The sequence below is a fragment of the Endozoicomonas sp. NE40 genome (genome assembly GCF_040549045.1).
GTDB classification, from domain to species: domain Bacteria; phylum Pseudomonadota; class Gammaproteobacteria; order Pseudomonadales; family Endozoicomonadaceae; genus Endozoicomonas_A; species Endozoicomonas_A lisbonensis.
Genome location: NZ_JBEWTB010000002.1, coordinates 946,756 through 960,643, shown reverse-complemented (window position 1 = coordinate 960,643; position 13,888 = coordinate 946,756). Strand labels below are relative to the sequence as shown.

Here is a 13,888-nt window from a genome sequence, read left to right as displayed (position 1 = left end):
CGGACCATGACTGACCTAAATCTATTCTCTCAGGAAGCTGTTGAGCAGGAAATTCAGGACCTGCGTCAGCAAATTAACCACCACAACCACCGCTACTATGTGCTGGATGATCCACAGATCAGTGATGCCGCTTACGACCAGTTACTGCAACGGCTGAAACAGCTGGAAACCGACCATCCGGAATTGACCACCGGAGACTCTCCTACTCAGCGAGTCGGTGCTGCCCCCCTGAAAGAGTTTGGCCAGGTACGTCATGAGCTGCCGATGCTGTCGCTGGATAACGCCTTCGATGAAGTCGACCTGCAGGACTTTAACCGTCGTGTAAAAGAGCGTCTGAACGTTACGGCTGATATCGAATACGCCTGTGAACCCAAGCTGGATGGTATTGCCGTCAGTTTGCTGTACGAGAAGGGCGTACTGGTTCGTGGTGCTACCCGTGGTGACGGTACCACCGGGGAAGACATCACCCAGAATGTTCGAACTATCTCATCCATACCGCTGAAACTTATGGGGAAAGGCTGGCCTGAACGACTGGAAGTGCGCGGTGAAATCTTTATGCCCAAAGCCGGTTTTGAAAAGATGAATGCCCGCGCTCGTGCCAGAGAGGAAAAAGTTTTTGTGAACCCCCGTAATGCGGCTGCGGGTAGCCTGAGACAGCTGGATTCCAGGGTGACAGCACGTCGTCCTCTGGATATGTACTGTTACAGCGCAGGGTTTGTTGAAGGCGGCAGCCTGCCTGATAAGCACGCCGACATTCTGGAACAGTTCAGTCAGTGGGGGCTGCGCATTAACCCGGAAATGCAGGTCGTCACCGGTATTAAAGCCTGTGAAGATTACTATGAACAGCTGGCAGACAAACGACAGGGTTTACCTTACGAAATAGACGGCATTGTCTACAAGGTGAATGATCTGGCTCTGCAGGAACAGCTGGGCTTTGTGGCCCGCGCGCCACGCTGGGCGATTGCCCGCAAGTTTCCTGCCCAGGAAGAGATGACCCAGCTGAAAGACGTTGAGTTTCAGGTGGGGCGTACCGGTGCGGTCACGCCTGTCGCCAGACTGGAGCCTGTGTTTGTCGGTGGCGTCACTGTCAGCAATGCCACGTTGCACAATATGGATGAAATTATCCGCCTTGACCTGAAAATTGGCGACACAGTCATTGTACATCGGGCGGGTGATGTTATCCCCAAAGTGGTGGGTGTTGTTCATTCCCGCCGCCCTTCAGACGATCAGCTGCGAGATATTGTTATGCCGGACACCTGTCCGGTATGTGATTCTGAAATCGAGCAGGATGAAGGTGAAGCCGCTGCACGCTGTTCCGGTGGTTTGTACTGTTCCGCACAGCGTAAGGAAGCCATTAAGCATTACGCGTCCCGCAAGGCGCTGGATATTGAAGGACTGGGCGATAAACTGGTGGATCAGCTGGTGGCAAAAGGTCTGATTAATACCATTGCCGACCTTTACAAGCTGACAGTAGAGCAGGTGTCTGGCCTGGAGCGTATGGGTAAAAAATCAGCCACCAACCTGATCAATGCCCTGGATCGCAGTCGTACGACAACGCTTGCCCGTTTTATTTATGCGCTGGGTATTCGGGAAGTGGGAGAAGCGACGGCACGCAGTCTGGTCAGTCATTATAAAGCGCTGGAAGCGATTCGTTCAGCCTGTGTTGATGACCTGCAAACCGTTGATGATGTTGGCCCGGTGGTGGCGTCGCACATCGAGAAGTTTTTCCGTCAGCCCCATAACCGGGAAGTGATTGCAGAACTGCTGGAACAGGGGGTTCACTGGCCAGCCATTGAAGCACCTACCGAAGACGTTGCCCGGCCGCTTGCCGGGGAAACCTGGGTGTTGACCGGCTCTCTGCATTCCATGACCAGAGATCAGGGAAAAGAGATTCTGCAACAGCTGGGCGCGAAGGTATCCGGGTCTGTGTCAGCAAAAACAACAGTACTGCTGGCGGGGGAAAAAGCGGGATCGAAATTAACTAAAGCGCAGAACCTGGGGGTTAAAGTGATCTCCGAAGACGATTTCATAGCACTGAAAGCGGACTGGGGCGTTGAATGATACAAAAAATACTGGGGGGGCTGGTCGTGACGATCAGCCTGCTGCTGACCGGGTGTGGCAGTACTGCGCCGCCTTCTGACGCACACAACCTGTGCAGCATCTTTAAGGAAAAGCCCAGCTGGTACCGGGCTGCAAAAAGATCCCAGAAGAAATGGGGGACACCTGTACAGATCCAGATGGCGATCATGTTTCAGGAGTCCAGCTTCAGGCACAATGTCAGGCCGCCCCGTCCTTACTTCCTGTTTATTCCGTTACCGCGTAAATCTTCAGCTTATGGTTATGCACAGGCTCAGGACGGCACATGGCAGGAATACCTGGATGAAACCGGTGGCTGGTTCAAGAGCCGCGACAACTTTGCCGACGCAATTGATTTTATTGGCTGGTATACCAACAAAACCCGTCGTGTAAACGGAGTGTCCCTTTGGCGGGCTGACCAGTTGTATCTCAACTATCACGAAGGTTGGGGTGGTTATCGCCGTGGTACCTACAAGAGTAAGCCATGGCTGATGAATACGGCACAACGTGTGAAGAGTCGGGCCAGTAATTATGGCGAGCAACTGCGACGCTGCAGATTATAAGTAAGAAGTAAAACCGATGACGAAGACTAAAAAAATATGGATATCCGGTATCGCCGGACTGGCAGGTCTGGCTGTGCTGGGCATGCCTGCGCTGAATGGCTTTATTCTTGAAGGCCGCCTGAAGAATGATCTGGTCGATCTGGCAGAGCAGCACGACTATCGTGTTGAAAACCTGTCCGTCAGCCGAGGTTATGGCAGTACGGATCTGGAGCTGACACTGCAGGGGACGGGGCTGCGCAAGCTTAACGGTCAGGCACTGGAACTGACCGGCACACTGGATCATGGCAGTCTCTTTTCTGCGCCGGGCATGATCTCTGGTGATCTGGACGTCAACTATCACGCTTATGAGCAGGGCGTTCGTTTTACCATGCCGGGAACCATCAGTGGCTCCATGAACCTGAACGGTTCCGTCTCCGCAAGACTGACGACAGAAGGCATTGAATTGCCCCTGGACCCGGGGCCGGTGCTGACCTTGCAGGTTGATCCGGCACAGGGACAACTGACAAGCCGGCGCTCCGGAACCGTTGCTGTGGATATGGAACCTCTGGTCTGGACGGTGCATGAAAACAGCGAACCCCTGTTTCGCATGGCGATGAATTCCCCGCTGGTGGAATTCAGTACCCGTGAACAGAGCTGGTCGATGACTGCTCCGGAAGTGTCTTACTCTATGCCTTCTGTTTCTTCAGACGTGTTGCTGGTTGTGGATAACTTTCAGGCTGAAGGTGGGCAGACAACCGACAATGACCAGATGAGCAGTCATATGGTCATGAGTACGGGGCCGGTCACCGTTCCGCTGTTGTCCGAACAGGGGTTGGATAACCTGATTGAAGGAGTAAGCATCCGCTCCAGCGTAGAAAATCTTGACCGGAATCTGCTTGAGCGTATTCCTGATCTGCTGGGGCGCGGCGATGCTGAACAGGCCATGTCGGTTGACGATGCCAGTCAGTGGCTGCTGGATCTGATGAGTTCTCAGCCACGTATTGCTGTTGATGAAGTCTCTGTGCAGACCAGCAAAGGGCGGTTTGCCTTTGCCTTTGATCTGGCAGGTACGGAAAAAACCAAAGTCTTTGTAGAGCAGCTGCTGGATAATCCACCTCAGACACAGGTGGAAGAAAGCCTGATGACTAGTGCCGCGATGCAGTCGCTGGCTGTGTCTGCTTCTGTTCATCTGTCCGATGAACTGCTGGACTGGGGCTGTGAGTACATTCCTCAGCAGATGGTTCATGAGCATGGCGGACAGCCAGCAGAAGCCGTGTTATACAGCGCTATGTGTCAGACCATGGTGAACAGTGGTGACTTTCTCACAGCTTCCTGCCTGCAGTTCGGGGATTCTGGTCAGCAGATGCAATGCCTGAACAGCATGCAACAGGCAAAAGCGGTCTGGCAGGAAAGCAGAACCCTGAAAATGGCTCTGGAAGATGGTTTGCTGATGCTGAATGGTGCTGAACTGACTCGCTTTCCGCTTTGATTGGTATAGAGCTCAGGGAAGGAGCCGTTACGTAGGTTGGGTCGAGCGGAACGTGTTTATGCCCTTCAGGGTAATACCCAACACGGTCAGCATCATTGGGTTCCCGTGTTGGGAGTCACTTCGTTCGTCCCAACCTACAGGTCATGTTTCGCTTATTATATAGTCACTGTCGATATCCGTCGTGGTGACCGTATTTCTCGGCACTATATTAACACTGTCCAGATTCGGATCAAAAACAATCACTACTTCTCCTTGCTTCAGTTGTTTCAGGATACTTCCTACTTTTTGTTCCAGAGGCTGATCGTAGCCATTGTCGGTGCCATCGCGGGTGACAAACTCTTCAATCAGGTTGTTGAGTGTATCGGGTTCAATTTCCTTATAAGGTATAATCATTCAGCATTCCGTCATCAGACATTATCAGACAACCAGTATTTTCATTGCTGGTGGTTTTTTTCCAGAAAAGATTATACCGGTTTAACAATGTGAAGGCTGGCTTATTCGGAAGGCAGCGACGGACACTCATGAGCAGGGTATTTATGAAGCTCTTTGGGGTTTATCGGCGCAATACTGTAAACAGGGCCTTTCTGTTCTTCCTTCTTATGGATAAGTACAAGAGTTCCGGGTGGCATCAGCTTTGGACTGTATTGCCTTAAATCAATGGGCGCGTTCTTTTCGGAACAGGGAGCTACAGTGTAATGATGGAGTCCATTACCCTGACGACTGGTTCCATACCCATAGCCCAGAAGAGCCCCTGATGCGCCACCTATCCCCCCACCTGCAACTGCGCCATAGGCAACCAGCCCGGGAATAGCCGGCGCACAAAGGCCAAAGGTTACAGCAGCACAGCCTGCACCGGCAGCTGCGCCGCTGATGCCTCCAATGATTGAACCAAGGGTAGCGCCGCTTAATGCTCCGGTTTTCGCTTCGTCGGTCCGGTCAACGGGAGCCAGCAACTCTTCCCGTAAAACAATACCGTGTCCCATTTGTTGACCAGTGGAGCAGGCAGAGAGGGTAGCGCATACCAGAAGCAAAACAGCGATTTTATATCTGAACGGGGTCTCCATCATTAATTCCCTACTTCATCGTTTTTTTTGGATATCTCAGGAGTATAGGAAATGCCTCTGGTGATGATGTTCTCAGGGGGGAGACAGGGCAGGGTTTCTATATTTTGTCCCTGAAGCTGCAGTCTCCGATGGAATCCTGTGGGAGGTATACGTAAGGCTTTGAAAGGATGAAAATGATACTTCTGTTCAGAAATAAATAGTTGGGCAAATTCAGAATGCTTCCTTTAAGTTCATATTGTGCTAAAAAAATAAATTGATAATTGTCTGCGTTCTTTAAGCTAACTGTCTATTCTTAGCATTCAGTTATTAGAGCCCGAAGATAATATGCGACAGTTCTTTTCTTTGTTATTGGGTAGCCTGCTAGCGGGTTTTCTATTTCCCGGTAGTGCAGAGTCGAGCGTCGAACCACTCAATTCCACCTGGCCGGCAGTCCCTGATGAACAGCACCCTGTTATTGAGATCCAGCCTGACGGTACGATTAAAGATGATGGTACAAACTGTGTTCTGGTTGGCCCTGATGCTACTGCAACCGTTTATCTGGTTGCTCCTCCGCAGTTAAAGAACGATTACTGGGATAGCCAGGAGTACAACCCGATCCGCCCCGGCAACACCGCCACTGAGGAGGGATTTGATTACACCCATCACGGCCTGTATCTGGATCTGGCCTCCATTAACGCTATGGGGCGCACTGAATTTGACAGTGAAAGGCTGGAAACCCCTCTGACCAGAAAACGGGTTATTCGCTCGCCGGGTAATGAGGGCAAATTGATCTGCCTGACCACACTGCATAAACCGGGGCGTTCTCCTTATGTCAGGGTTCAGTCCCTGCTTGAAACTCTGGGCTATCACGGAATGGTAGTGGCTTTTTCCGGGGGTATTGATAAGGCCGCAGGAAATGGATTAAATAACTTTAAGGATGGAGGCGCGTTCTCTTATCTGCATGCTTACAGTATGTTATCAGTGCAGCTAAAGGCAGGGCGTGACCTTAAGCAGTTTTTCGCGAATCGTGGTTTTTCACCGGCTCAGGCAACCTGTTCAGCAGCCGCTATGCAGGCATCAGCTTTTCCCCTGATACAAAGACTGTTAACACCTATGGGGGAGCTTTCACTGGCAGGACGCTATGCCACTTTCTGGCTCTCATCGTTTTCTGGAAACACCATAGACTGCATTGGGCAAGCTGTTTTTCAGCCAATAGGGGAAAAACTGTCGCCTGCTGATGGCACCATTCGTCAGCCTGGTAGCAAAGCGGTTACCGATGCCTGGGGTGGTTTTGGCGCTCTGGGTAGTGCTTACGCACTGGCTGGCAAGAGTGATGGCCTGCATGTCATGCTGGTGAAAATTACCATTACCTCCGCAGGAAGAACCCGAAGTTTTATAAGAAACATCAATGAGCAATATTTCTGGCGTGATTCTCAAATGCTGCCTCTGTTGCAGGATGGTCTGGTTTCTGTGTCTATGGCACTGGTGGATACCCCCGGTGCGGTAACAAACGTTTTTTTTGATGAATATCTGAAACAGATGAGTTCTTCAGCCACAGGTTACATGCTGTCCAGTAGTCAGCGAATACAAGAAATGGAAGAATGGTTTCAGAGTCAAATTAGCAAGGCTGCTTTGACCATGGGGGTAATGGCTGGGGGGGCAGTAGCCTCCCCTTACGTGGGCCAGATAATCAACTACCTTATTCCCTACGGTAAAGCTTATATACCGGGGTTTGCACCTGCAACAAACCTGCTAGGCAGGGTTTTATCAGTACCAGATCAGGTAAAAGATGCTGCCCTTTCTGCAGGAAGTATTATTGGTGGTAAAATCAGGGCGGTTCCCGGTGTTGAGATGCTTCAGTCTTATCTCGTTTACCCTGAGCTGTTTGCCAGCAACTCTGCAACCAAAGGCATTTTTCTCCATGTTGCTGTGAACTATGCCGGACCGGCCTCAGTTTTATTCACAAAAAAGATCGCCGATATGATGACGGATGCTTCTGCCCCCCGGGCCCCAATCCGGACACTGGTTCAGGCTGACCAGAGACTGGTCATTGATCACTATGTTGCCGGTAGCACCAGAGCAGCTACGGATGGCTTGTATAAGCTTCCAGGTCGGTGACCAGAAAGTGGTCACCTCTGGATTCCCAGACCACGTTGACATCCCATAGTGCCGAGCCATGCCGTCGCCCGGTGGTTTCACGCAGATAAGCCGGGCGAGGGTCTTGCCCGAGAACCTGCTGAATAAGCAGTACCAGCTGTCGACCGGTTTTCTGTTCGTAGTTCAGACATTTGGTCATGGCCTTTTCTGTGAACTCTACTTCTGCCATAACCGCTGGCAGTGGTGCAAAACCACCTCTGGCTTCAGGCAGGGCGTCTGCATAAGGCAGATAAGGCTTTATATCAATGACCGGCGTGCCATCCAGCAGATCGGCTTCTGCGAGTTTAAGGATCAGCTTACCATTGCCAGACTGAATGCCTTTTAAGCGAACTACCGAAAGACCTGCCGGGTTTGGACGGTGCGTCGAACGAGTGGCGAAAACGCCCATGCGCTGTTTGCCACCCAGACGGGGTGGGCGAATGGTGGGGCGCCAGCCTTCGTCCATGGTTTCATGAAAAATAAAATGTACCCACAGGTGCGAAAAACCTTCCAGCCCCCGTACCAGGTTTTCTTGGTTGTAAGGTGGCAACAGTTCCAGTTCAGCCTCGGCGGCGGTGACGATGCCGGGCTGGCGGGGAATACCAAACTTCTGCCGGTAACAGGAGTGGATGACACCGATCTGGTCGAACTGAAAGCTTCTGGACACACTGATTCCATCTGGGATTACGATAAACCGCGGACTTTACCGAATAGGCAGAATTATTCAATAGGGCGCAGGCCGGAGTGCCTGTAGAAGAGGTGCATTTTTTCTTCCAGCTGGTTCCGTAACCACTGATGAGCCTGACTGTAGTGCCAGTGCTCTGGCCACCATAGAGAAAGATAGTTGGAAGCTACCTGTTCAGGCAGGGGAATTAACTGGTAATCGGGATTACTCAGCAACTCCGGACACATGATACAGGTTGCCATGGAAAAACAGTCATCGTTTTTAATCAGCTCCAGAGTAGCCTGAAGGCTGTTCAGCTCAACCCAGGGAGAGCGGATGCTGGAGCATTGTGAAGCGATGTGTTTGGCAACGTGTTCGTTCAGATATGGACCGAGAGGACGCAAGAATGGGTAGGGATCAAGGTCACTGAGTTGTGTGACCCCTGTCTGGCATAAAGGGTGATGTTTTCTTACTACGATGTAAATCGGGCTTCTGGCAACAGGCTTGCTGGAGAGGAAATCGGGCTTCGAGGTTTCCGGCAACTGAAGTATGCCCAGGTCAAGGTTGCCTGCTTCCATTTCCTGAAAGGTTGATTTGCCCGTTGACTTCAGGCTGAAGCGCATACCGGGGGCTTCTTTCCTTATTTCTGCCAGAGCTTTCAGCAGGAAGATTTTTTGAAAAATCGGACTGGTGGCGATGCGAAAGTGCATTTCGCTACTGGATGGAGAGAACGTTTGTTCGGTAAAAAGAGAGTCTGCGTCATTGACCAGTTTGGCTACCTGTGGCTGGATCGCCAGTGCTTTGCTGGACAGAGAGATAGCATTACCTTCCCGGACCAGTATAGGGTCATTCAGAATCTCTCTGAGCTGAGACAGCGTCCGGCTCATTGTCGATTGGGTGACATGCATAATCGCTGCGGCCTGAGTCACACTGGCGGTTTCCAGTAGTGCATGCAGTGCAGGCAGCAGACTCATTTTCAGGCGTTCACTGACCATTTTGAAATACCATAATCAGTCACGAACAGAGGAATATTTTTCGTCATTCATGAGGGAATGAATAAAGTGGTGATAGAGTCATGATAAAAAAAACCGGCACTGACAGGTTGCCAGGCCGGCCACACAACACATTTAGCACGAACCGTGTACCGGTTTGTGCTGTTTAAGATTATAGAATTTTTATGCCGGGAGCGAATGGAACTTATCCATTGGTAGATGGTGATTATCGATGAGTAGGTTGTATATCGATCTTCGCTATGTACTTATGAAGATAACCCACGTGACCATGTGTACTTTAGTACAACAGAATGCCGCCTGACCAAACAAACACATCAGGAGTGCGTTCTGTGTATAAGAAATTACTGGCGGTAGCTGTTGCTTCTTCAGTAGCTGTTCCAGCTATGGCGTTAACCGCTTATGACGACGGTACCGATAAGCTGACCATCGGTGGCCGGGTTGGTGTTCAGTCCAAGACCATGGATGGAGACACTGAACTCAACAACGACAGTGCTCGTATCAACTTTGGCTTCGAGCATAAGTTCAGTGAAGACCTGACCGGTTTCGCTATGGCGGAGTGGGGCATTAACGCTATTGACCAATACGATGAAGGTTCTAAAAAAGATCTGTTCAGCAACCGTCTTGGTAATATCGGTGTTGCCCACAGCACTTACGGTAAAGTGACTGCGGGTAAGCAGTGGTCCGTGTACTATGATATCGCTGGCTGGACTGATATGTATGCGATCGGTGGCGGTACGTCCATGGGTATATACGACGGCTACTCGACTGATGGTGGCGTTAACGGTACAGGCCGTGCAGATGACGCTATCAGCTACCGTGCCAGCGTTGGTGGTCTGAATGTCGGCCTGCAGTATCAGATGCGCGGTACTTCTGGAAGCGACATTGATGGCACTGACCAACTGGTGATGGATCGTGCCTGGGAAAGAACCGGTGGTGGTCAGGCAGCGCTGTCTTATGACTTTGATTCCGGCCTGTCTGTTGGTTACACCTACAGCCAGACCAGCTTCGAACAGCGTGAGAATGCCCACGCCCAGTCGGCAGGGATCAAGTTCGATACTGAACAGATGTACCTTGCTGCTACCTATGGTAAGTTCAAAAATCACACGAATGCGACCCTGGCTAACCGCAAGCCTATTGGTGACGAAGGAAGTACAGGTTATGTACCTACTGGTCACTTCGACAAAAAATCCACTGGTATTGAATTGTTCGGTCAGTACAACCTGCAAAGCGTTGCAGGCCTGAGCTTCTACGCGGGTTTGAACCAGCTGAAAGTGGATGAGCAGCATGACGGTTCTGATTCCGATGGCAAGCTTGACACAAAATCTTTGGGCGCCCTCTACAGAGTTGGCCCAATGCAGTTAGCTGCTGAATACACAGTGGATGACAGCAAAAAGCATGACGGCACTTCCGATGCGGATAACTACATGACTCTGCAGGCTCGTTACTACTTCTAAGTGACCTTGCTCCCTTATTAGTAAAACCTTCAGATTGGCGACAGCATACTGGATAAATAAATGGTGTGCTGTCGTTTTTTTATGGTTTGCAACCGTTATCTTCTGGTTCGGTAAGCATGACCGTTTTTACCTGTAATTTGTGGTTAATACTCAAGTTCAGCATTCATAAATTTTAATAGAATGCTGTCATGCAAAAGACTTCCAATACCTCACGATCTTCAGGCAAGACCATCAGCTCTCTGGTGTCAGCGGATACCGTTAAGTTCGAGCTGGCTTTCCTGCATCCGAAATACTGGGCGTTATGGTTGCTGGTAGCCATGTTGTGGATAACCACGCAGGTGCTTCCCTATCGCTGGCAACTGTCCCTTGGGCGCAGGCTGGGACGACTGTTAATGGTGGTGGTGCCTTCCCGCCGCAAAACCGCTGAGCGTAACCTTGAACTCTGTTTCCCTGAGATGCCAGACGACGAACGTCGTGACCTTCTGGTGAAAAACTTTGAATCCACTGGTATTGCCCTGTTTGAACTGGCAATGGCCTGGTGGTGGTCGGACAGACGCCTTAGCAAACTGCTGACGTTTAAAGGGCTGGAACATATTGAGCAGGCCCAGAAGGAAGGCCGTGGTGTTTTGCTGTTTTCCCTGCACAGTCTGACGCTGGAGATTGGCGTTCGGCTGTTTGGCCTGAAGTCTGACGGTATTGGAGTTTATCGTCCGCATAATAATCCGGTTATGGAATACCTGCAGGTTCGTGGCCGTTCCCGTTCCAACAAGGGCATGATCAACAAGTTCAAACTGAAGTCTGCTATTCGTGCGCTGCGTCAGGGAGAGGTTGTCTGGTATACCACCGACCAGGACTTTGGTCGTGACGGTGCTGAGTTTGTACCTTTTTTTGCTGTGGAAGAAGCCGCCACCATTACGGGCAGCAGTACTATGTGCCGAATTTCCAAAGCAAAGATGATGTCGTTCCTGGCGACCCGTAATGAAGACGGTTCAGGCTATACGCTGGAAATTTCTGAACCTCTGGAAGGTTTTCCAAGTGGCGATGACCGGGCTGATGCCATTCGCTGCAACAAAATTATCGAGCAGGGTATTCTGAAAGCACCGGAACAGTATATGTGGCTGCATCGTCGTTTTAAAACCCGCCCTCATCCTGATGATCCAAATCTGTATGGTCAGCAGCCTGGTTATGGCGATATGTCAGCAACGGTGGGTTGAGGCGATAGTTCTCCAAACCTGTACAGTACTACAGGTTTGGAGAACGGAAATTTAGCTGATCAGGCTTCCAGAGGTTGTTGGCGATTGCCAATGTGGTGGAAGTCGATGTTTTCTTCTCTCTCGCCAGCCGTTGCGTCGTTAAAGACGGACTGATCCAGGGCGCCTTCACTCTTCGCTACGATGCAGGTGACAACACTGTCGCCGGTAATATTAACAGCGGTTCGCACCATATCCAGCAGACGGTCAACACCCATAATCAGGGCAATACCTTCCAGTGGCAGGCCAACCTGTTGCAGAACCATGGCCAGCATCACCAGGCCAACACCCGGAACGCCTGCGGTGCCGATAGAGGCCAGAGTGGCCGTCATAATGACCAGCAGGTAGTCGTTCAGGAACAATTCAACACCAAACGCCTGGGCGATAAATACCGTCGCTGCACCCTGCATAATGGCGGTGCCGTCCATGTTAATGGTACTGCCCAGAGGAATAGTGAACGATGCAATCTGGTTCTTTACACCCATGCGACGGGTCACCGCTTCCAGAGTCACCGGAATCGTGGCATTACTGGAAGCCGTGGTAAACGCAAACATAAAGGCGTCCTGAATTTTCTTCAGGAACAGGCGTGGGCTCAGACCTGTAGTAACTTTCAGCAGACCACAGTAAGTGATGAGCACCTGCAGGGCCAGAACGCCGACCACCACCATAAAGTACTGGAACAGGTTACCAATAGCGCCAAGGTTCATGCTGTAGAACAGTTTCGCCATCAGGCCCATCACACCGTAAGGTGCCAGGTTCATAATCAGGGTAACCAGCTTCATCATCACTTCATTCAGGGCGACAAACAGGTTGACCACAGGCTGGGCAGGTTTACCCGCAGCGGCGATGGCAATACCAAACAACAGCGCAAACACAATGATCTGCAGGGTGTTACCGGAAGCCAGGGCTTCAACCGGGTTGCTTGGGAACATGCCGATGATGACTTCGGAAATGGAAGGTGCGGTGGATGCAGCGTATGTGCTGACGCTCTCCAGGTTGGCGCCTTCACCTGGGGACACCACCAGGGCTACTGCCATGGCCAGGCTGATCGCAATACAGGTGGTCAGAAGGTACAGGGCAATGGTTTTACCACCCAGGCGACCCAGCACACTGATATCTTTCAGCGAGCAGGCACCACAGACAATGGAAGTGAAAACCAGTGGTACTACAATCATTCTCAGGACGGTCAGGAATACCTGGCCGATGATGTCGAACAGACCGTTCACCAGGTACTGTTCCACGAAGGCAACGCCTTCAAACTGGTGACGCATGATCAGACCGATCAGCAGGCCGGTTACCATACCAATCAGAACTTTGGCGGTTAGAGAGAGTCTAATCCACTGCTGCATATTGTTTATCCTTTATTGCCAAACATCGTGTATTGCAAAAGATTGTGCCTGCGTAAATGTCATTGTCGTTTAGTTTCTGCAGGCTGAGTGCGGGGAGGATGTTCGATCAGACTGTTGTGGTTATTATGGCTGGTCAATCTCAGCGGGTGATAAAGCTTTAGCGGGTATTAGAATCGTTATTGAACCCACGGGCGAAGAAGAGTTTTTGTTGGTGCAGCTTATCAACCAGAACCCCGGTGGCTGTAAAGGTTAGAGATGCGCGGGGCAAGTGCGGTTGATCCAGATCAATAAATAGCAAAAGAAGAATTTAAATGCCTGTTTTAAGGATGAAAAACCATGTTTTTTGCTTTTTTGCAGGCTAAATCGCCACCCGCTTCGGTCTGTATTTATATGGTTTCGGCTACTACGTAACTAAAAGTTGTTGATCTGGATCAAGCAATTTCAGGCAGGGAGTGGGCTGATAGATGCCTTTTGCTCATGTTTTAGCCAGATGAGGTGATTTTTAAGCCAATGACACCAGTAATAATCAACGCAACGCTGACAAGCTGCATAGCGCTGATGGGTTCCTTCAGGAATGTATAACTCAGAGCCAGGCTGCCAGCGACCCCGATCCCCACCCACACAGCGTAGGCAATCGCTACCGGAATGCCACGCATGGCCAGGGACATCATCAGCATACTCAGGGCAATGGCAATCGCCGTCAGAATGCTGGGAATCGGCTTGCTGAAGCCGTCACAGAGCTTAAGGCCTATGGCAAAGGCGGATTCAAACACTCCGGCCATAAAAAGAAGGAACCAGTACATAAGCAGCAGTCTGTCAGTTGGATAATGGTTGCTGGTAGTAAAAGACCAAATTCTTTTACTTTCCTCTTC

At 50.8% G+C, this 13,888-nt stretch carries 12 protein-coding genes; 6 read left to right on the top strand and 6 right to left on the bottom strand.

All coding sequences use genetic code 11. The annotated features are described in order from the left end of the window. The first annotated feature begins 6 nt into the window (after positions 1-6). The 3 genes from ligA to V5J35_RS05250 are packed head-to-tail and all read left to right on the top strand — an operon-like array spanning position 7 to position 4,107. Positions 7-2,061: an NAD-dependent DNA ligase LigA gene (gene ligA / locus V5J35_RS05260; RefSeq protein ID WP_354010254.1), complete on the top strand. Its 2,055-nt coding sequence runs from the start codon at positions 7-9 to the stop codon at positions 2,059-2,061. Beyond that, positions 2,058-2,639: a transglycosylase SLT domain-containing protein gene (locus V5J35_RS05255; RefSeq protein WP_354010253.1), complete on the top strand. Its 582-nt coding sequence runs from the start codon at positions 2,058-2,060 to the stop codon at positions 2,637-2,639. The genes ligA and V5J35_RS05255 overlap by 4 nt, the downstream gene beginning before the upstream one ends. A 16-nt stretch (positions 2,640-2,655) precedes the next feature. Then, positions 2,656-4,107 (top strand): DUF945 family protein, encoded by a 1,452-nt coding sequence (locus tag V5J35_RS05250; protein ID WP_354010252.1) that lies wholly within the window; start codon positions 2,656-2,658, stop codon positions 4,105-4,107. A 141-nt stretch (positions 4,108-4,248) separates the two neighbouring features. Here V5J35_RS05250 and V5J35_RS05245 read toward each other — a convergent pair whose 3' ends face one another. Together V5J35_RS05245 and V5J35_RS05240 are read right to left on the bottom strand one after the other, a co-directional pair. After that, entirely contained in the window at positions 4,249-4,500 is a 252-nt protein-coding gene (locus V5J35_RS05245; RefSeq protein WP_354010251.1) for a YheU family protein, read from the bottom strand. Between the two features lie 101 nt (positions 4,501-4,601). Continuing rightward, positions 4,602-5,174, bottom strand: a complete 573-nt coding sequence (locus V5J35_RS05240; protein ID WP_354010250.1) for a hypothetical protein — start codon at positions 5,172-5,174, stop codon at positions 4,602-4,604. Between the two features lie 321 nt (positions 5,175-5,495). Between V5J35_RS05240 and V5J35_RS05235 the strand changes: the two genes are divergently transcribed. Next, positions 5,496-7,268 (top strand): hypothetical protein, encoded by a 1,773-nt coding sequence (locus tag V5J35_RS05235; protein ID WP_354010249.1) that lies wholly within the window; start codon positions 5,496-5,498, stop codon positions 7,266-7,268. Here the strand turns inward: V5J35_RS05235 and tsaA are convergent. Together tsaA and V5J35_RS05225 are read right to left on the bottom strand one after the other, a co-directional pair. Then, positions 7,234-7,953: a tRNA (N6-threonylcarbamoyladenosine(37)-N6)-methyltransferase TrmO gene (gene tsaA, locus V5J35_RS05230; protein ID WP_354010248.1), complete on the bottom strand. Its 720-nt coding sequence runs from the start codon at positions 7,951-7,953 to the stop codon at positions 7,234-7,236. The genes V5J35_RS05235 and tsaA overlap by 35 nt on opposite strands. Positions 7,954-8,006: 53 nt before the next feature. After that, positions 8,007-8,945 (bottom strand): LysR family transcriptional regulator, encoded by a 939-nt coding sequence (locus V5J35_RS05225; protein ID WP_354010247.1) that lies wholly within the window; start codon positions 8,943-8,945, stop codon positions 8,007-8,009. Positions 8,946-9,292: 347 nt separating this feature from the next. Here V5J35_RS05225 and V5J35_RS05220 point away from each other — a divergent pair, with 347 nt between their 5' ends. Next, complete coding sequence (locus tag V5J35_RS05220; protein ID WP_354010246.1) at positions 9,293-10,417, top strand: porin; 1,125 nt, start codon at positions 9,293-9,295, stop codon at positions 10,415-10,417. Between the two features lie 188 nt (positions 10,418-10,605). Continuing rightward, positions 10,606-11,631, top strand: a complete 1,026-nt coding sequence (lpxL, locus tag V5J35_RS05215; RefSeq protein ID WP_354010245.1) for an LpxL/LpxP family Kdo(2)-lipid IV(A) lauroyl/palmitoleoyl acyltransferase — start codon at positions 10,606-10,608, stop codon at positions 11,629-11,631. Between the two features lie 59 nt (positions 11,632-11,690). On the opposite strand, the gene V5J35_RS05210 is transcribed toward lpxL, so the two are convergent. Continuing rightward, positions 11,691-13,016 carry a dicarboxylate/amino acid:cation symporter gene (locus tag V5J35_RS05210; RefSeq protein ID WP_354010244.1) on the bottom strand — a complete coding sequence of 442 codons (1,326 nt, stop codon included), beginning with the start codon at positions 13,014-13,016 and terminating at the stop codon, positions 11,691-11,693. Between the two features lie 482 nt (positions 13,017-13,498). Beyond that, complete coding sequence (locus V5J35_RS05205; RefSeq protein ID WP_354010243.1) at positions 13,499-13,819, bottom strand: DMT family transporter; 321 nt, start codon at positions 13,817-13,819, stop codon at positions 13,499-13,501. Positions 13,820-13,888 lie beyond the last annotated feature (69 nt).